Origin of the sequence: Sulfitobacter sp. CB2047 (assembly GCF_000735125.2) — a bacterium.
GTDB lineage: Bacteria > Pseudomonadota > Alphaproteobacteria > Rhodobacterales > Rhodobacteraceae > Sulfitobacter > Sulfitobacter pontiacus.
Map to the genome: position 1 here is coordinate 2,130,592 of NZ_CP072613.1, position 17,866 is coordinate 2,148,457.

At 64.1% G+C, this 17,866-nt stretch carries 20 protein-coding genes; all 20 read right to left on the reverse strand.

The window, feature by feature from the left end; translation table 11 throughout:
* Window positions 1-73: 73 nt before the first annotated feature.
* The 20 genes from IV89_RS10530 to IV89_RS10625 all read right to left on the reverse strand — a co-directional run bounded on the left by IV89_RS10530 (window position 74) and on the right by IV89_RS10625 (window position 17,841).
* Window positions 74-4,006, reverse strand: coding sequence for a glycoside hydrolase/phage tail family protein (locus IV89_RS10530; protein ID WP_037944015.1), 3,933 nt, complete (start codon window positions 4,004-4,006; stop codon window positions 74-76).
* Window positions 4,006-4,452, reverse strand: coding sequence for a peptidase (locus IV89_RS10535; RefSeq protein ID WP_037944013.1), 447 nt, complete (start codon window positions 4,450-4,452; stop codon window positions 4,006-4,008). The genes IV89_RS10530 and IV89_RS10535 overlap by 1 nt, the downstream gene beginning before the upstream one ends.
* Complete coding sequence (locus IV89_RS10540) at window positions 4,449-5,339, reverse strand: DUF2163 domain-containing protein (protein ID WP_037944012.1); 891 nt, start codon at window positions 5,337-5,339, stop codon at window positions 4,449-4,451. Before IV89_RS10540 ends, IV89_RS10535 begins: the two co-directional genes overlap by 4 nt.
* Complete coding sequence (locus IV89_RS10545) at window positions 5,336-5,968, reverse strand: DUF2460 domain-containing protein (protein WP_037944011.1); 633 nt, start codon at window positions 5,966-5,968, stop codon at window positions 5,336-5,338. Before IV89_RS10545 ends, IV89_RS10540 begins: the two co-directional genes overlap by 4 nt.
* Window positions 5,969-5,980: 12 nt before the next feature.
* On the reverse strand, window positions 5,981-6,640 hold the full coding sequence (locus IV89_RS10550; protein WP_037944010.1) for a phage tail tape measure protein: 660 nt from the start codon (window positions 6,638-6,640) through the stop codon (window positions 5,981-5,983).
* The gene (locus tag IV89_RS10555) at window positions 6,640-6,873 is read right to left on the reverse strand and encodes a rcc01693 family protein (protein WP_051843950.1); all 234 of its coding nucleotides are present in this window, start codon (window positions 6,871-6,873) and stop codon (window positions 6,640-6,642) included. The genes IV89_RS10550 and IV89_RS10555 overlap by 1 nt, the downstream gene beginning before the upstream one ends.
* Entirely contained in the window at window positions 6,870-7,184 is a 315-nt protein-coding gene (locus IV89_RS10560; RefSeq protein ID WP_009826749.1) for a gene transfer agent family protein, read from the reverse strand. Before IV89_RS10560 ends, IV89_RS10555 begins: the two co-directional genes overlap by 4 nt.
* Window positions 7,185-7,186: 2 nt before the next feature.
* Window positions 7,187-7,627: a phage major tail protein, TP901-1 family gene (locus tag IV89_RS10565; protein ID WP_037944009.1), complete on the reverse strand. Its 441-nt coding sequence runs from the start codon at window positions 7,625-7,627 to the stop codon at window positions 7,187-7,189.
* Window positions 7,628-7,661: 34 nt separating this feature from the next.
* Window positions 7,662-8,072: a DUF3168 domain-containing protein gene (locus IV89_RS10570; protein ID WP_037944007.1), complete on the reverse strand. Its 411-nt coding sequence runs from the start codon at window positions 8,070-8,072 to the stop codon at window positions 7,662-7,664.
* Entirely contained in the window at window positions 8,069-8,407 is a 339-nt protein-coding gene (locus IV89_RS10575) for a head-tail adaptor protein (RefSeq protein ID WP_037944006.1), read from the reverse strand. The genes IV89_RS10570 and IV89_RS10575 overlap by 4 nt, the downstream gene beginning before the upstream one ends.
* Complete coding sequence (locus IV89_RS10580; protein WP_037944004.1) at window positions 8,404-9,000, reverse strand: head-tail connector protein; 597 nt, start codon at window positions 8,998-9,000, stop codon at window positions 8,404-8,406. Before IV89_RS10580 ends, IV89_RS10575 begins: the two co-directional genes overlap by 4 nt.
* A 157-nt stretch (window positions 9,001-9,157) precedes the next feature.
* A complete protein-coding gene (locus IV89_RS10585; RefSeq protein ID WP_037944002.1) occupies window positions 9,158-10,333 on the reverse strand; it encodes a phage major capsid protein in 1,176 nt (391 codons plus the stop codon).
* 4 nt (window positions 10,334-10,337) lie between these two features.
* Window positions 10,338-10,952: an HK97 family phage prohead protease gene (locus IV89_RS10590; protein WP_081858784.1), complete on the reverse strand. Its 615-nt coding sequence runs from the start codon at window positions 10,950-10,952 to the stop codon at window positions 10,338-10,340.
* A gap of 25 nt (window positions 10,953-10,977) precedes the next feature.
* Window positions 10,978-11,202 (reverse strand): hypothetical protein, encoded by a 225-nt coding sequence (locus IV89_RS10595; RefSeq protein WP_005852894.1) that lies wholly within the window; start codon window positions 11,200-11,202, stop codon window positions 10,978-10,980.
* Window positions 11,195-12,370 carry a phage portal protein gene (locus IV89_RS10600; protein ID WP_037944001.1) on the reverse strand — a complete coding sequence of 392 codons (1,176 nt, stop codon included), beginning with the start codon at window positions 12,368-12,370 and terminating at the stop codon, window positions 11,195-11,197. The genes IV89_RS10595 and IV89_RS10600 overlap by 8 nt, the downstream gene beginning before the upstream one ends.
* A gap of 148 nt (window positions 12,371-12,518) precedes the next feature.
* Window positions 12,519-13,745: a terminase family protein gene (locus IV89_RS10605; RefSeq protein WP_037944994.1), complete on the reverse strand. Its 1,227-nt coding sequence runs from the start codon at window positions 13,743-13,745 to the stop codon at window positions 12,519-12,521.
* A 618-nt stretch (window positions 13,746-14,363) separates the two neighbouring features.
* Window positions 14,364-15,548, reverse strand: a complete 1,185-nt coding sequence (gene mltG / locus IV89_RS10610; RefSeq protein WP_037944000.1) for an endolytic transglycosylase MltG — start codon at window positions 15,546-15,548, stop codon at window positions 14,364-14,366.
* On the reverse strand, window positions 15,548-16,807 hold the full coding sequence (gene fabF / locus IV89_RS10615; protein WP_074635104.1) for a beta-ketoacyl-ACP synthase II: 1,260 nt from the start codon (window positions 16,805-16,807) through the stop codon (window positions 15,548-15,550). Before fabF ends, mltG begins: the two co-directional genes overlap by 1 nt.
* Window positions 16,808-16,894: 87 nt before the next feature.
* Window positions 16,895-17,428, reverse strand: coding sequence for a GNAT family N-acetyltransferase (locus IV89_RS10620; RefSeq protein WP_005852883.1), 534 nt, complete (start codon window positions 17,426-17,428; stop codon window positions 16,895-16,897).
* 179 nt (window positions 17,429-17,607) lie between these two features.
* Window positions 17,608-17,841 (reverse strand): acyl carrier protein, encoded by a 234-nt coding sequence (locus IV89_RS10625; RefSeq protein WP_005852881.1) that lies wholly within the window; start codon window positions 17,839-17,841, stop codon window positions 17,608-17,610.
* Window positions 17,842-17,866: the final 25 nt, after the last annotated feature.

Sequence of the window (17,866 nt, forward strand, 5' to 3'; positions counted from 1 at the left end):
TCTTTGTCCCCACGATATAGCAGGTTCCGCCCAAGTGCCAAACGCAAAGCCGAGGGGTTACACGCGCAGTTTATCACAAATTGATCTCGCCAAACAGCGCGGGCCCCGCCCCGTATAGCGCAGAAACCTGCGCAACACTGATCAACGCAGGCCCCGCCGCCCCGTCACCCGCGCGCATTTGGGCGGTATAGGTCCAGCTTGCGCGGTCCAAGATCTCTTCGCGCAGGACAACACCGTTTTGCAGGATACGCAGCTGATATTGCTCGCTTTCCTCGGCCAGTGGCACATCGAAACCCGTCCACCCGTCGCCATTGATCCGCGTTCGGCGTATCCAGCCAAACCGCAACGCCCCCGCCTCTTCTGTTATTCGCAGGTGGCAGGGCCGATAGGGGCGCAGCCCGTTGCCGTCAAAGCTCTCGGTTTTTTGAACGTAGCTTGGGTCGTTCAGCGGACGGCCCGCAGGCCCGATGCGATAGGTCTGCGCGATCCGCAACAGGTTCGGGCTCAGCTCGATCTGGCGAGGGATTGAATTGAGCAGCACAAACTGCGATCCTGCGGGCCAGACATCCGGCATCACCCCATCCGACCCCGCTTGTCCGCGGAGCCGGTCACGCAGAAGATAGGTTTGCGGGGCGATCAGCTCGGCCCGCGCGAACTGGAATACCTCCCACCGGTCGGCAGAGCCGTCGCCGATCGCCGCCAGATTGGCCCCGCCCAGCAGATCGGCCTCATCAACACTCTCTAACACGCCGCTGGTCAGCGTGACCTGCAGCGCCTGCCCGCGATCCACCACACCGGGGCGCGCATGGGCCATGTCGTTTTGCGTGACCCCCATTGTCGCGCGCAGGGGCATCAGGGTGTTCAACCTGAAATTCGTCTCCCCGCCAGAGGCATAGACCGCGACATTGCCCGGCCATTGCCGTGCGCTGGCCGCAATATGCGGCGCATGGGGCACCTCGTCACCGCGCAGCAGCGGCAGGTCCAGAAACAGCGCGTTCACCGGTACGGGCGCGACAAAGGGTTTCAACGCGACCAATTCGTCATCGAAGGGCGCGGGGTCATAGACTTCGGGCTCAATCCGCACGGCCTCGATCAAGGACATCTCCCCCATCTCGACGCGATCCACACGGTACAGCGCCTCCCCCTCGCCATCGTCTGGCGGCAAGGCAATCACATCACCCGCGCCGACATCCATCATCGACGGCGGCAACACCAGACGTACCCCTTCGCGTGCCACACGCGCCTCTGTCAGCCAGCGTTCAGCTGTCTGGTGCCCCTCCGCCCGGGTGAGCGCCATATTGAACTCTGACATCGCCACCGCATGGGTCGCGTCGTCAGGCAAGATCGCCTCTTCCGCGATCACCTCGTAGTCGCCATCCGCCTGCACAAACCGCAAACGCAGACGCCCCGAAAGCTCCGCCTCTGCCTCACGGGACTGTTCCACCGGTGCCTCCAGATCACCCGAAACAGCCAACGTCTCTCTGTTCAGTGGCACGGCATCCAATCCGTCCCGCATGATGAAACGCAACACCCCGTCGCGTTCCACCGCATCAAAGCCATAGCGCAGCATCAACGGCTGCAACGCCGCGCGCGCATCGGCCACCTCGTCCACCACATAGCCGCGGACATAGCCATACAGCCCAGAGGTATCGAAATCGTTAACGCCAGCACGCCGGCAGATCGCCGCCACGAGCTCGGACAAAGGCAGCGCCGCACTGCGGCCGTTCAGCCAATGCCCACGGGCGTAATTTCGACCATCGCTCCACAGCGCGCGATTATTGGGAAAGAAAGGATAGGGCCGCGTGTCCCAGGCCCAAACAAAGGCGCGGGTCATATCCACCATCGGCCCGCCATAGGCCGCCGAGATCGGATTATGCGCCGGATCCCGCCAATGATCCGCCACGGCACGCAGATATTGCATCTGCATCAACTCATCCCGCGCGCCCGATGAATAGCGCGGCAAACTGCTTTCAGAGCTTTTGAGGTCAAGAAACTTGTTCGGCTGGTTGGTCCCCTTGTCCACCGCTGCACAGCCGTATTCCGTAAACCAGATGGGCTTGGAGCTTGGCTGCCAGCCCGTCGGCTCTGCTGCGCGCACGCCGCCAATACGATTGTGGTGCAGGTTCTCCCACCAGCCGCGCAGATCCTTGTAACGGTAAACCCAAGGCTCCCCATGGGTGCCATCGGTGATCGGCGTACGGCGTTGCGCCGCGCGCGCCTCGGGCGAATGGTAGTACCAGTCAAACCCTTCGCCCCCCGCAACATTACCCGCCAGATAGTCGAGAGCATAAATGCTGTCGCTTTGCTGCGCGTCCAGATGATCTGTACCGTCGCGCCAATCGGACAGCGGCATATAATTGTCGATACCGATGAAATCGATCGTGTCGTCGGCCCACAGCGGATCAAGGTGAAAGAACACATCGCCGCTGCCATCTTGCGGGTGATAGCCGAAATATTCGGACCAATCCGCGGCATAGCTGATCGTGGTGCCCGCGCCCAAAAGCAGCCGCGCCTCTGCGGCCAGCGCGCGAAACGCCTGCACCGCGACAAAGCTGTTCCCCGCCCCGCGGATCTGCGTCAGCCCGCGCATCTCGGTGCCGATGCAAAAGGCCTCTACCCCGCCTGCGGCTTTGCACAGGGCGGCATAATGCAGGATGAACCGCGACATCGACCATTCCTGCGGTCCGGAATAGACCACCTGCCCGCCCGCAATGGTAAAATCCGCTGCCGTGACCGTGCCAAAGAACGCCGCTACCTCGTTATGCGCGCTCAGCGTCCCGTCAGAGCTGCCCGCCTGACCTGGCGCTTTCGCCAGCGTGATCCGCCCCCGCCAAGGCAGCTTGGGCTGGGCGCCGGCATCGCTATAGGGGTCGGGCAAGCCATTCCCTTCTAGCTGGTCCATCAGGATGAACGGGTAGAACATCACCGCCTTGCCCGTCGCCTGAATGGCATGAATCGCCTCAATCACCGCGGCATCTGCGGGGGTGCCACCATAGACCGGACGGTCGTCCTCGCGGGCGATCACCTCGGCGGTGCCGCGGGTCAGACCTGCCACCTGCCACGGCATGTTTTCGCCCTCGTCCTCGGCGCTTTCCACCTTCGGGCGCAGGCGGCATTCGCCGCACCGCAGATCATCGCCGAACCACGAGACGACCAGCGACGCGGCAGCCAGCTGCGGCAGGTCCTGCGTGGCATCCTCCAGCGCGGCGGTGAAATCACTGCGCCCGTCGGGGGTAGAGACATTGGCGCTCCACCGGCCACCCTGTCCGTCGGTATAGTGCACCGGAGTCGTCGCTAACGCGTATTCCCCTGTGCCGGGAATCAGCGCGACACCTTTGACCCCATGGGTGACACTGATGTCGGCGGCAGGCGCATCCGGTTCCTCTGCCCGCAGCACCTCGAAGGAAAACTGCGGCACGCGGTTGCCAAAGGGCCCCAGCCCGAGGTTCTCCATCACCACATAGGCCGTGCCGCGATAGGCCGGCACCGCGTCCGCCCCCTCTATCGCGGCAATCGTCGGGTCGGGCAGTTGATCGCGCGTCCCGCGATAGACCGCCATATTCAGTGCGTGGGCCGAGATTTCCTCCCCATCCGCCCAGATCCGGCCAATGCTGGTGATCTCCCCTTCGCACAGGGCGATGGCGAGGCTGACGCTATAGCTGTATTCCGTCGTCTGCGGGGTCGAGGGCGCGCCCTTGCCACCGCCGCCGCCCGTCACTGTCGTGGTCTCGGCGAAATCCGAGGCCCAGATCACCTGTCCCCCGACACGCATCCGGCCATAGACCTGCGCAATCGCCGCGCCCTCGCCCGCCTGGGTCAGACGAAAGCGGTCGACCTTGCCGGTCTCGACCGCCTGCGCCCCTTGCCCCAGCAGCCGCTGGTCGATCACACGGCCAAGGGTCGCCCCCACGGCACGCCCAATGGCGACCGAAGACAAGCCCGCCAATGTGCCCCCGACAGAGCCGCCAATCGCCGCACCTGCGGTTGAAAGAAGTATCGTCGCCATCAGATCGCCTCCGCCGGGAATTCAAAACGCGCCACAATGCGCCTGCGCCACGGCAGGCTCAGCGGGCTTTCCGTCACCCCATGCCCGCTGTAGCCGTGGACAAAGCTCGCCTGCGCGCCGACCTCTGCCGCCACGCCCAGATGTTTCGCCACCGACCCGCTGCGCATGCGGAACAACAGCACGTCACCGGGGGCCTCATCGATCAGGACCTTGGGCGAGAGGTGACGCAGCGCAGCACGCCAAAGCTGCTCGTCCCCCTGTGGTTCTGACCAGTCCATTGAATAGGAAGGGATCGCCTCCGGCTCCTCCCCCACCACCTCGCGCCAGATACCGCGCAACAGGCCAAGGCAGTCACAGCCCGCCCCCTTGCGCGCCGCCTGATGCACGTAGGGCGTGCCGATCCATCCCCGCGCCGCAGCCACCACGGCGGTCCCGCGCGCGCTCATCTCAGCGACCCGCCGGTATTGCTGCCCGAGGATTTCGGCACCGCCATCATCCAATCCGCGCTCGGCACATCAGGAAAGCCCTGAAAGTTCAGCAGGTTGTTGAACTTCAGCCGACAGGTGGTGTGGCGCTTGTCGCAGCCCGCCACCAGTCGCAGCTGTTGCCCGGCGGTGATTGTACCGCGGATCGGCTCCCACAGCTCGACCTCGCGCCGCCCCTCCAGCACCCGGTCGTGTTTGATCATACCCCAAAGCCCCGCCGCAGGGCCGTCCAGCACCTCAAGCCGGCCCCGCGCGAACCATGCGTCGTCAAACCCGTTGATGCCCTCCCAACGGAACACCCGCCCGTCCTCGTGCTCCTGCACGGCGAGTGTCACGGCATAGCCCGCCGTCGCCAGATCAAACCCGCAGGCCGCATCCCCCAGCACCGCGGTGCAGGGCTTCTGAAACACCCGCCCCACAGGCCGGTTCAACGCCTCGGTCAGCCCACGCAGCTCTGCGCGAAAGGCACCGCCCGCGCGCTGCATCTCGCCAATCGTGCCGCGAAAGATCATGCAGCGGGCGGTCACATCGGCCCAGTTCACCCGCCAGCAGCGCACTTCCGCCCCGTCAAAGCGCCCCTGCTCGATCTCGTCCTCGCGGATCGCGTCATCGCTCAGCGCGCCCAGCGCCTCTGTGTTATCCACCGACAGCCCCGTACTCTGCGCCAAGGCCCGCGCACTCAGCCCGCTATCCGCACGAAACGCCAACCCGTCGAAGCCGAGCGGCTGATCATGGTCGGTAAACGCCAGCGTCACCCCGTCCCGCCGCCGGATTGCCCAGGCCGTGCACAGCGTCGTCAGACCCGTGCGCGCATGCGCCAACACCGCGTCTTTGCCCGCCCCGCTCATACCCGCACCTCGATCACAGGCACATCCGGCACCTGCCCGGCCTGAAAGCTGGCAACGCTGACCAGAATGCGATCCGTGTCAAAGCGGACAGGCACGTCGAATTCGAACCCCGCCGACACCTGCATTTCGGGGTCCGGCGCATGGGCGAAACGGATGATGCCCGTGCTCAGATCAACCTCATAGTCGCTCCCCTCTTGCAGGGCGTCCTGCTCTATCCCCACGCGCACGGTTCCGGCAACCGGCTTGGTGATCGGCCTGACGTAGCTATGCCCGCCCGAGCTATAGGTCTTGACCAGTTGATAGTCCGTCCGCACACCATCCCCGAAACCAAGGCTCTGATCCTCGAACGTGATCCCGACCGAAGAGGCGCAGGATTTGAAATCCGCCCAATCCTTCCAACGAAACCCGTACATCTGCCCCATACGTGCCTCGAAGAACCCCGTGAGCGCTTGGACATCGTCGATAGAGCGCATGCCCAGCCCCGCATCATACACACGGCGTGAATGGGCCCAGGGGGTGTTGCGCTCCTCATACCCGTTGGCGAGCGTCACCACATCGGTACGGCGTTGCGGCCCCCCGAGAGATCCAAAGCTCAGGCTAGGTGGAAATCTGACATCGTGAAAATTCATCGGTTTGCTCCCCTAGCGGTTACGGTTGCCAGTGTTCAGCGCGCGGCTCAGCTGAGCGGCGATCTGGCTTTGACTGCGTTGGAATCCCTGCACATCAGGGGTGGTGATGTTCATGACCACGGTCGTCCCGCCGCTCGCGCCCCCTTTGACACCCAGCTTACCGTCCGGCCCCCGTGCCAAGGGCATGATCGCCTCCGGTCCGGCCTCGCCCATCAGCCCCATCCCCCCGCGCATGCCAAAGCCAGTGGCGGTGCTGACAATCCCCCCTTGAGCAAAAGGCATCACACGTCCCTGAGAAAACGGTGCCCCATCGGCAAAGGGGAGTATTCCCTGCACCAGTGATCCCACACCTTGACTGATCAGCCCGCCGACGTGATCGGACACCGGCTTCATCGCCGCGTTATAAGTCGTGTTCACCATCGACCGCGCCACGGTGGACAGGGCATCCGACAGTTTCATCCCGTCAAACGCGACACCATCAAAGGCCCTGCGTAATCCACGGCTCAGCCCCTTCTCCAACGTCGCGACATCCTTGCCTGTCGCGGCCAATGCGCTGCGCATACGGCGCAGTTCGGCATCGAAACCAGCCACCAGCGTGGCCGTCGCGCCAAGCGTCTCATTCAACCGCTCTGCGCCATCCTCTAGCCCCTCGAATGTATCATCCTGTGCCATCAGTCTTCCTCTCTCTGCCTATCGGGATAAGCCGCCATCAAGGCTGCCAATCCATCCCCCAACAGCGGAGCCCGCCCCGCCTCGCTCCCCAGCATCAGTTGCAGCTCTGCCGGCGTGAGCGCCCAGAATGCGTCGGGCGTCAGCGTCAACCCCCTCAGCCCCGCCCGCAGTAGCGCGGCCCAGTCCATCCCCAGCGCGGTCTCTGCCTTTGTCCTCTTGGGTGGCACGCTCATACCGGCACAACAAAGGCCCGCGCCAAAAGCTCTGCGGCGGCCTGAGAAGCGGCCACCGGCCCACCCTCGATCTCGGCCTGCGCAAGCGTCTCGGCACTTACCTCGGTGCCCCCTGCACGCAGCCCCGCGGCCAACAGCAACAGCACATCCCGACTGCTGAACCGATGACCCTCGAACCGCTCGACCAAAGCCACCAGCGACGGCTCCTCCAGCGCGTCCTCCAGCTCGGCTAAAGCCCCCAGGGTCAGCCGTGCCACGCGCCGCTGACCGTTCACCACCAGCGCCACATCCCCTCGCCACCGGTTCACCATGATCAGACCCCGCCCTCGGGCGCGTCTGCCGTATCCGCGGTAAAGCTCAGCTGCCCCGCGGATTGCAGGCTCAGCTCATAGGTCGCCTCGCCATTCAGCGACCCGCCATATTCAATGGCCGCCACCTGGAACGGCCCCTCGATAATACCGAAGCTGGGGATCACGATCTGGAAATCCGGCGTCAGCCCGTCAAAAAACAACTGCCGTGCGCGTTCATCCGTGCCCGCATCGCGAAACACCCCCGACCCGCTGATTGCGGCAGATCGGACGCCCGCGCCCGCCAGCAGCTCCCGCCAGCCCCCCTCACTGTCAAGCGAGGTCACCTCAACCGGCTCCGCGTTAAAGCTCACCCGCGTGGCACGCAGCCCCGCGATCGTTTCGAACTGACCATCGCTCGTCATGTCCACCTTGACCAAAAGGTCTTTGCCCGCTTGAACAGCCATATCCACTCTCCTGTTAGTTTCCTGAAACTTCGGCTCAGCCGTCCTGAACCCGCGCCCTGAACCGCATCTCTATCTGTCGGCGCGCATCCGCTCCGACCTGTCGTGCGACGGCCCGCTCGAACCGCAAGCTCACCAGCCGCCCGCGGCTCAGGCCAAACTGCCCACCGACCAGCGCATCACTCACCGCAGCGGCCACCTGTTTCGCAGGGGCGAACCCCGCATGATGCGTGACGACAAGAACCGTGAACCGATGCTCCGCCCCGCCGCCCGTCCCGTCAGAGGCATCGCGCACCGCTTCGGACCCCAACTGCACATACAGCGCCGGCACCTCCCCCGCAGGAGCCGCATCAAAAACCGCATCCCCCACCAGCGCCGTGATCTCCTGATCCGTGCTCAACACGCCAAAGACCGCCTGTTGCAGGGCAAACCCCATGCCATAGCTCATACCGCCACCTCCTCATGGGTCAGGCAGGCCAGATACCGTCCTTGTGCGTCCTGCTCTGCCACCGACTGGATCTGATAAACCCGTGTGCCCTCGCGAAAGCGCTGCTGCGGCAAGGGGCGCGCGGGATCGCCCACTGGTGCCCCGCGTACCGTCACCACATAGACCCCGCGGCTCACCGCAATACCGCCACGCCCCAAACGCCGGCCCCGCCGCGCCGTGACATCCGCCCAGAGATCCCCCACACGCACCCAGCTCCGGCTCTCTCCGCCCGCGCCATCAGGCTGAGGCACCTGCGCCTCCAACACCAGGCGGCGGCTCAACGACAGTCGGCTCATGCGCGTGCCCCCAAGCCGATCCGCAGTGGGCGGTAGCGCTCGATCAGGCTGCTCACCCCAAAGGGCATGCAGCCATCCCCAAGGCGGGTCTCGTGGCGGTATTCATAGTAATGCGCCGCCAGCATCAGCACGGCCTGCTGCAAATCCGCGGGCACAGCGCCCCAGCTTTCCCCAAGCCCCGCCTCGAACAAGACCTCCACCGACCCTTGCGGCGGAATGAACGGCAGCATCGCCCCTGATGGCTTCAGCAGCGGAGCCTGCATATCGCGCACCAGCCAATAGCGCTGCGGCTCGATCACCGTCTCCATCGCATCCCGCGCCACCACGGTGACGCTCACGATCTGCCGGACCGGCCCCACGGGCAAAGCCTGCGCCTGCGGGTCCGCCCACTCTTGCACGGTCATGGTAAACAACCGCGAGATCAGCGCCTTACCTGTGCGCGCCTCAATCGCGGCAATGGCGGCACGCAAAAAGCTCTCCAAAACGGGCTCTTGTACGGTTTCGGTGCCAAAACCGCTGCCCATCCGCAAATGCGCCTTGAACGGCTCTAGCGGAAGATCGGCCTCCGCCACCCCTGTCTCTTCGATCAACATCTCATCGCTCCAAATCTAGCCCGCCAAAGCCCCCCGAACGCGCACCCCGACTGCATCGCTCGGTCGGAGGCAGCAGCTAGGCAATGCACCCGGCGCATCACGGCGCGCCCGGGGGATGGGGCCAGCCACCGCCAGCCCCCCTATTCGACCCCGCGCCTTAGGCGGTGCCGAATTTCAGCAGCTTGATCGCGGCAAAGTCGCTCACGTCGCCGCCCACCCGTTTGGTGGCATAGAACAGCACATGCGGCTTGGCGCTGAAGGGATCGCGCAGGATCCGCAGGTCGGGCCGCTCTGCTACGGTGTAACCGGCGGCAAAATCACCGAAGGCGACCGAGAATGAATCCGCCGCCACATCGGGCATGTCCTCGGCCACCAGCACCGGATAGCCCATCAGCCGCGCGGGCTGGCCCTGCGTCATCCCGTCAGACCACAAAAACCGCCCGTCCAGATCCTTAAGCTTGCGCACGATCCCTGCCGTCTTCGAGCTCATCACAAAACTCGCCTGCGCGCGGTACTGCGCCCCAAGCGCATAGACCAGATCAACCACCGCATCCGCCGTGATCTCGCCTGCGACGCCGGTGGGCACATAGCCCAGATTGCCCCACTCCCAGATCACATTGTCGACCGTGGCATGGGCCAGAAACCCCTTGGGCTTGTCGATCCCGTCCCCGTGGATAAAGGCCGCGGCCTCTGCCCGCGAGAATTTGTCGGCGATGCGCCCCGCCAACCAGGCTTCGATGTCAAAGGCACTGTCATCCAGCAACCGCTGCGAAGCTTTGGGCAGCGCGCTCAGCTCGTGCAGCGGGATGGTAATACGGTCGATCTGCGGCGTGTCGGTCTCGGACACGGCCCCCGTTTCTGTCGCCCAACCGGCACCCACATCCGCATGATCCACCAGCACGTCGTAAGAGGTCGCCTCGACCTGCACCACCGACGCAATCGCCCGGATAGAGGCCGTGGCATTCAACACCGATTTCACCCGATCCGAGGTCTGCGGGTCCACCAGATACCCACCATCAGAATTCACCGCCGCCGACAGCGCCTTGCTCTCCAGCTCAAGCCCGCGCAACCCGTCGTCGTCGCCGTTGCGGATATAGGCATGCAGCGCCTTCTGATGCGGCGCACCGCTGTCCACAGCCCCCGCCAATGGTGTGCGCGCAGGCAAAGTCATCTTTCGATCCAACATAGTCATTCGCTCTTCTGTTTGTTGCAACTTGGTCGTCATCTCGTCCTGAAACCCTCTGAAATCCTGCACAAATCCACCTACCGCGCGGCGCATCTCCTCGACCGCGCCTCGGGGCTCGGTGCCCATGTCATCTTCGTGTCGTTCCATCCGCTTACCCTCCGTTCCGTTTCAAATTCCGCCGCGCCTCGTCAAAGACACCGGCCATGCCGCGCAAGACGTCTCCGATGGCGATAAAATCCCCTTTGGCCGCGATCCGCGCCGTGGGGAGCATGGGAAAGGTCACCAGCGACACCTCCCACAGGTCCAGGGTCTGAAGCACCCGCTGGCCCGCGTCATTCTTGGCCGCCCGCTGCGTGCGATAGCCGATGCTGAGGCCATCAATCGCCCCGGCCTCGATCAAGGCCGCCGCCTCGCGGCCCCGCGCCACACTGTCCAGCAGCCGCCCCTTGACCCAAAGCCCCCGCGCATCCTCGCGCAGCTCGTCCCACACGCCGATGGGCTGTGCCGGATCATGCTGCCACAGCATCTTGATCCGCCGCCCCGCGGCCTGCGCCGCCGCCAGCGAGGCGCCATAAGCCCCCCGTGCCACCAGATCACCACCCTGATCGACCCGCCCGAACAGGCTGGCATAGCCGCTGATCTCGGTGCCGCCCTCCACCACAAGCCCCTCGTCGAAACGCGCGAACTTATGCTCCAACCCAGCGCCCATATGGGGCAAACCTCTCCCGTTCTCCGACCCGAGGCCGAAGCGCATGCCATCTTCCATGACACCCTCCCTTGCGTTCAAATTGCTACGGCGCGACCACCAGAAACGACTGTACCGCCTGCGCCAAAATCACCGCGACCACACCATAGACGGTCAACCACAACCGCCGCTCCAGCCGCTCCATCATCTCCTCCAGCCGGTCGAGCCGCTGCAAGAGGTTCTCGTGGTGGATCGCGCTCACCCTCTCATGCGCCTGCAACCGCAACCCCGGCGCACATTCAAACCGGTCATATCCCATCTCCTCAACCATCCGCCGCCACCGCTGGCAGCCCCAACAAAGACCGCTTTTCCGCCTGCGTCAGGAAATCCGCCCCCGCCACCCGCGCCCATTGCGCGTCACGCTCCTGCGCCAGGGCGGGCACCTGATCCAGATCGGGCTTCAACGTCACCGCCTCATGCGTGAACCCCGCCAGCCACGCACCAAGTGCGGCCGCAACCCGCGTCGCCAAGGGCAGGACCGTCAGCCGGTAAAACGCCCGATGCGCCTCCTGATAATTGGCATAGGTCGCATCCCCCGCGATCCCCAGCAGCATCGGCGGCACCCCAAAGGCCAGCGCCACTTCCCGCGCCGCCGCCTCCTTGGTGCGGTGAAACTCCATGTCCGAGGGCGAAAACCCCATCGGCTTCCAATCCAACCCGCCTTCCAGCAGCATCGGCCGCCCCGCATTGCGCGCGCCTTGATGGTGGCTCTCCATCTCGCTGACCAGACGGTCATACTGATCATCGCTCAGCTTGCCCTGCCCCTCGGCCCCCCGGTAGACAATCGCCCCCGATGGCCGCGCCGCATTGTCCAGCAAGGCCTTGCTCCAGCGCGAGGCCGCGCCGTGCACATCCAACGCCATCGCCGCCGCCTGCAACGGGCTGAACCCATAATGGTCATCCTGCGGGTGGAAATTCTTGATGTGACAGATCGCGGCCGTATCCCCGGCCACGTCAAACCGATGCTTGCGCCCGCCGACGGCATATTCATAGGCCACCGGCCAGCCATCCGCCCCCGGCACCACCGACATGCGATCCGACCGTAAGACATGCAGCTCCACCGGTACCGGACCCGCGCCAACCGCCTCGATATAGCCGTTGCCCGTCAACAATAGCTGCGCATAAAGCGCCTCCAGCAGCTCCGCACGCCCCTGCGCCCCATTGGGCCGTGCCACCAGATCCAGCAGCGGATGCGCCTCGAACCGTTGCGCGGCATCCTGCAACACCAGCGGCAGGGCCGCCGCGGCCTCGGCAATCAGCTTCACCGACCGAAACCCCACAGGGTTGCCGCAAAACCCGCTGCGCGTCAGGCTGACCACATCGCGCGGGCTCCAGGCCACGCGCCCGCTGGTCTGAACCGCAACGACAGGCCCCGTGGCAGAGGCTTTCTTCTCCGCAACCACCTCAACCGCCCCCCGTTTGAGAAAATCAAAAACCATGCCGCTGCTCTCCCTGCTCATTGACCGCCCCATGAAAATCTCACCAATCCCTTAACGCCGCCCGACCAGAGCGAACGCCCCGCCCGCAACAGCGCTTCATTTTGCCCGTTAAACTCTCCCCGAAGGGCCGCTCTCCTCCGCAACGCGCTCACAATCCACGCACCCCGGGCATCCGCCACTGTGCCGCAGGCTCGATCATCAGCTCATGCAGCGCCCAGACCAGCGCATCGACGCGATCAGGCGACCCAGTCCCCTCATAGCCCCGCGCTGTCATCCGGCACATCTGGTCCTCCAGCGCGTCCAGCCCCGCCACATGCCTCACGCGCCCCTGCTCATAAAGCGCCGCCACAGGCTCCGCCCGCGCCACCTTGCCACGGCTGGCATGGACCGATTTGACCGGCACCAATGGGTCGACCTGACGCAAGACCTCCGCCACCATCTGCCCGCCCTGATTGACCTCGGCGACAAGACGATCCGCGCCGTACTGCGTCATCGCGCTGATCGCCGCGCGCGCCCAGCCCGACGGGGTCGCCCCCTGCACCGTGCAATCGGCCAGCACCACGGCGCGCCAATCCTGCGGCGGGCCTTGGGTCTGCGCGCCCACCACCACGATCCCGCATTCATCCGACCCCGCGCCGGCGGTGGTCGCAGGGTCCAACCCCACGACGATCCGGTCCAGCGCAGGCACATCCCGCACCCGCCCGGCCTCGATCCGCTCGGAGGTCCACAGCGCCCCTTCCGCATCGGCCAACAGCACACCGTCCAGTTCCTGTCGGCCCAACCGCGTCCCGCGATAGCGCGCCCGCACCTCCTCCAGGAAAGAGCCCGCAAGGTTCGCGGCATTCGCCTCTGTCGGGGCATGGGTGGTCACGGTCGACGGCGACGCCAGCAGGTTTTTCAGCACGCCGACATTGCGCGGAGTCGTGGTCACACAGACCCGCGGGTCCTCCCCCAGCCGCAAGGCGAACTGCAATTGGTCCCACGTCTCTTCGGCCTTCTTCCACTTGGCCAGCTCGTCCACCCAAGCCGCGTCAAACTGCGGCCCGCGCAGCCCCTCTGGGTCATGCGCCGTATGCACCGTCGCCACGGCCCCATTGGGCCAGACCAACCGCTTGCGCGTCGCCTCCCAATCCGGTCGCCGGTCCGCGGGCGAGCACGCCAGTATCCCGCTATCGCCAAAGATCATCACCTCGCGCACCTGCTCGATGGTCTCTCCCACCAGCGCCACACGGCGACAGCGCCCCGCATCCAAGGGCCGCGACCCTTCGACCTGCGCGCGCACCCATTCCGCCCCCGCGCGCGTCTTGCCCGCACCGCGCCCGCCCATGATCACCCAGGACCGCCAGTCGCCCTCGGGGGGCAGCTGATGCGGCATGGCCCAGAACTCGAACAAAAAAGGGAGAGCCAAAAGCTCTCCCTCCTCCAGATCATTCAGGAACCGGTCTTGCACCGCAACATCGGCGGAGCCGATCCAGCTTGCACCCGATGTCAGCCCGCGCCCTTTCCATGTCCAGCGCGTATCCCCCTCGGGCAATGCCCGCTTGTCTGTTTCTGCACTCATTCAGATAGGTCTCCACCTTGACGCAAGTCGCCACCATGCCACTGGCCTTACCCAATGCCTTCGACGCTGCTGTTTCGTTTACTTCCTCCCCGGATCGGGCCTGTTCGCGCAGGCTCTCTATCTCGCGGCGCAAATCGCGGATCGCGACCTGCAACGCCTGAAGCTGCTCTTCACTGGCAGCAATTTCCTGTTCCGGGGTATTCATCGTCATCTTGCTCTTACCTCTCGTTTTGGACCTCCAACCCGAGCAGACACGAAAAAACGGCCACCGGAACTTAATCCGGGGCCGTTTGCCCATGTCTTCTAGCATGGACGTATTTCTATGTCAGAGCGGACGCAAAGTCAAGAAAAACAAGGTTACCGAAACCTTCCAAGCCCTTACGATGGTTAACAAATTCCTAATTTAACCCTGATCTGCGCCCGCTCTGACCCTTAGTTTCCGCCCGTCGACGCATTGCCCGCCGCTTCCGCGCCACGCTCCGCCTCGATCTGGCGCCAGCGCGCGACATTGGCGTTATGCTCTTCCAATGTCTCGGCAAATGCGTGACCGCCGGTGCCATCGGCAACGAAGAAAACATAGTCCTCGCTGGCCGGTTGTGCCGCAGCCATCAGGCTCGCACGTCCGGGGTTCGCAATCGGCGTCGGTGGCAACGCGTCAATGACGTAGGTGTTGAACGGGGTCTCCTTGCGCAGCTCGCTGCGGCGCAGACCACGCCCCAAGACGCCCTGCCCGTTGGTGATCCCGTAGATCACGGTCGGGTCCGTCTGCAGACGCATGCCCTGGTTCAAACGGTTGACGAAAACGCTCGCCACCTGTTCGCGCTCTTCCGGTACGCCGGTTTCCTTCTCGACGATAGAGGCAAGGATCAACAGTTCCTCAGGCGTCTCGACGGGCAGCCCCGGATCGCGAGCCTCCCAGGCTTCGGCCAAACGCTGTTCTTGTGCCGCGGCCATACGCGTCAGGATTTCGGCACGGTCGTCCCCTTCGGACACCTCATAGCTGTCGGGTGCCAAAGATCCCTCCGCAGGCACCGCCGCGATCTCGCCAGACAGCAGATCAATGGCTTTCAACGCCTCGGCCACCTGCCAGCTTGTCACGCCCTCTGCCATCGCGATGCGGAACCGCGTGTCGGCCTTCGCCTTGGTCTGGGTATAGACCTCTGGCACCTCATCCTCACCGGGGGTGAATTCGGCACGCTCGACGAAACGGCTTGTTACGGGGTCCAGTTCACGCACCTGCGTGCTGATGCGGTTCACACCGATGCGGTAGACAACTTCGGTACCGCAGGTGCTTGCCCCGCCGCGTGTCACCGTGTCCACGATCTCTTTCATCGAGGCTTCGGGCTGGATCAGAAAGCTCCCCGCCTTCAGGTCGCGGGTCTTTTCCTCATACTCCGCCCCAAGACGGAAAATCGCAGCCGAGCTTACGGCCTCTTGCGTAGCAAGATCATCGCCCACGGCACGCATGTTCGACCCGCGCTCCACCTGCAGGCAGATCGCCTGCGACAGTGGACCGGGGGCATCATACTGCCCCCGCCCCCACAGGATAATCCCGCCTAACAAAAACAAGCCTAAAATCAGAAACGTAACAGCGTTAGACGCGATATGACGCCACATTAGGATGCTTTCCCGAAGATCACGCTCGCATTGGTGCCACCAAAGCCGAAAGAGTTGCTCAGCGCGACATCAATCTTGCGCTCGACCTTCTTGTTCGGGGCCAGATCGATCTTGGTTTCAACCGCAGGATTGTCGAGGTTGATGGTCGGTGGGGCAACCTGATCGCGGATCGCGAGGATAGAGAAGATCGCCTCGATCGCGCCAGCAGCCCCCAGCAGGTGACCGGTGGCGGATTTCGTCGACGACATGGTGACCGTCTCAACCGCGTCGCCCAGCATCCGCTCGACCGCGCCCAGTTCGATCACATCAGCCATGGTCGATGTGCCATGCGCGTTGATATAGTCGATGTCTTTTGGCTCCAGCCCGGCACCACGCAGAGCGTTGCGCATAGACCGTTCGGCCCCGTCGCCATCCTCGGCAGGGGCGGTGATGTGATAGGCATCGCCCGACAGACCATAGCCCAGCACCTCGGCATAGATCTTGGCCCCACGGGCCTTGGCGTGTTCGTATTCTTCCAGCACGACAATACCCGCGCCCTCGCCCATGACGAAACCGTCACGATCCGCGTCATAGGGGCGGCTTGCCTTGGTGGGGTCGTCGCCCCGCTTGGTGGACAGCGCTTTACAGGCGTTGAACCCGGCCATGCCGATCTCGCAAATCGCGGCCTCGGCCCCGCCAGCAATCATCACATCCGCGTCGCCATGCTGGATCAGACGGCTTGCGTCACCAATCGCATGGGCACCGGTGGAACAGGCGGTCACAACCGAATGGTTCGGGCCGCGGAATCCATAGCGAATCGATACCTGACCCGAGATCAGGTTGATCAGCGCGCCGGGCACAAAGAACGGGCTCACGCGGCGCGGGCCTTTCTCGTGCATCATCACGGCAGTGTTCGCGATAGAGTTCAGGCCCCCGATGCCCGACCCGATCAAGACGCCGGTGCGTTCCAGATCTTCGCGGTCCGTGGGCATCCAGCCGGAATCCTCGACCGCTTGCTGTGCTGCGGCCATGCCGAACAGGATAAAGGTATCCACTTTGCGCTGTTCTTTCGGCTCCATATACTTGTCGCCGTTAAAGGTACCATCCGTACCGTCGCCAAGCGGCACTTCGCAGGCGTATTGAGTGACCAGCTTGCTGGGATCGAAGCCCGTGATCTTGCCCGCCCCGGACTGACCATCCAAAATTCTGGACCAGCTGGCCTCCACGCCATCGGCCAACGGAGTTACCAATCCCAAACCTGTCACTACTACTCTGCGCATATCCAAGCCCCTTGGTGTTTCTTTGCGTTGACCGGCTATACCTTGCCGAGACCGTAAATTTCAAGACGCGAAGCGCCCAAGCCACGGTCAGACCGGCGGGCCTTTGCGCGTCATCAGACGTATCTTGTCGCCGTCAAGCTCTATGTCGCGCAGCGCGGTATATCCCAGGGTCTCGGCCAGCCGCAGCGACGATGCATTCGCCACGGCGATCATGCACACCGTGCGCCCCGTCACCACGCGGTCGAACCAGTCATGCGCCGCGCGCGCGGCTTCCAGCCCCAGCCCCGTGCCCTGCGCTTCGGGGGCCAGCACCCAGCCGGCCTCGGGAAAGGGATCGAAATCGTCGCCAAACCCGCGGGACCCAAAGAAAAACCCGACCTGACCTTCCATCTCGCGGGTGCCGCGCGACTGGATCGCCCATTGACCAAAGCCGACAATCTGCCAATGGCCCGCATTGCGCAGAAACGCATCCCAGCTTTCGGCCTTGGGTTTGGGCTTGCCGGTAATATGGGTCACCACGGCGGGCGTGGCCCAGATGTCAGCATAACGGGGGAAGTCTTCGGCCCGCATGGCGCGCAGGGTGAGACGGGCGGTATTGATGGTCGGTACTGATCGCGACATGTGGTGAATTACCTTCACGCTTGAATTTCTGTCACCGGCAGTGTCACGCCGCAGCCCGCGCAACACAAGTGACGCGCGGGCCCCCCAAGCAAAAACGGCGCCCTTCCGCTAGGAAGAACGCCGTTCTCTAAATCTCGTGCCACCGCGACGCCTATTGGGCTGCGGCTGGCGAAAACGTCTTAGGACGCTTCTTTGATGAACTTGACCGCGTCGCCGAAGGTCTGGATGTTCTCGGCTGCGTCATCGGGGATCTCGATGCCGAACTCTTCTTCGAACGCCATAACCAGCTCAACAGTGTCGAGGCTGTCTGCGCCAAGATCGTCGATGAACGATGCGTTCTCAACAACTTTGTCTTCTTCAACACCCAGGTGCTCTACAACGATCTTCTTTACGCGGTCTGCGACGTCGCTCATATTCAGTCCTCATTCATTCGGGCAA

Excerpts from the sequence above, each read along its gene's own strand:
- IV89_RS10625 (WP_005852881.1), bottom strand. The coding sequence starts at position 17,841 with ATGAGCGACGTCGCAGACCGCGTAAAGAAGATCGTTGTAGAGCACCTG.
- IV89_RS10570 (WP_037944007.1), bottom strand. The coding sequence starts at position 8,072 with ATGAGCTATGGCATGGGGTTTGCCCTGCAACAGGCGGTCTTTGGCGTG.
- IV89_RS10545 (WP_037944011.1), bottom strand. The coding sequence starts at position 5,968 with ATGAATTTTCACGATGTCAGATTTCCACCTAGCCTGAGCTTTGGATCT.
- IV89_RS10595 (WP_005852894.1), bottom strand. The coding sequence starts at position 11,202 with ATGGTTGAGGAGATGGGATATGACCGGTTTGAATGTGCGCCGGGGTTG.
- IV89_RS10605 (WP_037944994.1), bottom strand. The coding sequence starts at position 13,745 with ATGCCGCATCAGCTGCCCCCCGAGGGCGACTGGCGGTCCTGGGTGATC.
- IV89_RS10580 (WP_037944004.1), bottom strand. The coding sequence starts at position 9,000 with ATGTTGATCGAAGAGACAGGGGTGGCGGAGGCCGATCTTCCGCTAGAG.
- IV89_RS10585 (WP_037944002.1), bottom strand. The coding sequence starts at position 10,333 with ATGGAACGACACGAAGATGACATGGGCACCGAGCCCCGAGGCGCGGTC.
- IV89_RS10600 (WP_037944001.1), bottom strand. The coding sequence starts at position 12,370 with ATGGTTTTTGATTTTCTCAAACGGGGGGCGGTTGAGGTGGTTGCGGAG.
- IV89_RS10540 (WP_037944012.1), bottom strand. The coding sequence starts at position 5,339 with ATGAGCGGGGCGGGCAAAGACGCGGTGTTGGCGCATGCGCGCACGGGT.
- IV89_RS10565 (WP_037944009.1), bottom strand. The coding sequence starts at position 7,627 with ATGGCTGTTCAAGCGGGCAAAGACCTTTTGGTCAAGGTGGACATGACG.
- IV89_RS10535 (WP_037944013.1), bottom strand. The coding sequence starts at position 4,452 with ATGAGCGCGCGCGGGACCGCCGTGGTGGCTGCGGCGCGGGGATGGATC.
- mltG (WP_037944000.1), bottom strand. The coding sequence starts at position 15,548 with ATGTGGCGTCATATCGCGTCTAACGCTGTTACGTTTCTGATTTTAGGC.
- IV89_RS10620 (WP_005852883.1), bottom strand. The coding sequence starts at position 17,428 with ATGTCGCGATCAGTACCGACCATCAATACCGCCCGTCTCACCCTGCGC.
- fabF (WP_074635104.1), bottom strand. The coding sequence starts at position 16,807 with ATGCGCAGAGTAGTAGTGACAGGTTTGGGATTGGTAACTCCGTTGGCC.
- IV89_RS10530 (WP_037944015.1), bottom strand. The coding sequence starts at position 4,006 with ATGGCGACGATACTTCTTTCAACCGCAGGTGCGGCGATTGGCGGCTCT.
- IV89_RS10550 (WP_037944010.1), bottom strand. The coding sequence starts at position 6,640 with ATGGCACAGGATGATACATTCGAGGGGCTAGAGGATGGCGCAGAGCGG.
- IV89_RS10575 (WP_037944006.1), bottom strand. The coding sequence starts at position 8,407 with ATGAGCCGACTGTCGTTGAGCCGCCGCCTGGTGTTGGAGGCGCAGGTG.
- IV89_RS10555 (WP_051843950.1), bottom strand. The coding sequence starts at position 6,873 with ATGAGCGTGCCACCCAAGAGGACAAAGGCAGAGACCGCGCTGGGGATG.
- IV89_RS10590 (WP_081858784.1), bottom strand. The coding sequence starts at position 10,952 with ATGGAAGATGGCATGCGCTTCGGCCTCGGGTCGGAGAACGGGAGAGGT.
- IV89_RS10560 (WP_009826749.1), bottom strand. The coding sequence starts at position 7,184 with ATGGTGAACCGGTGGCGAGGGGATGTGGCGCTGGTGGTGAACGGTCAG.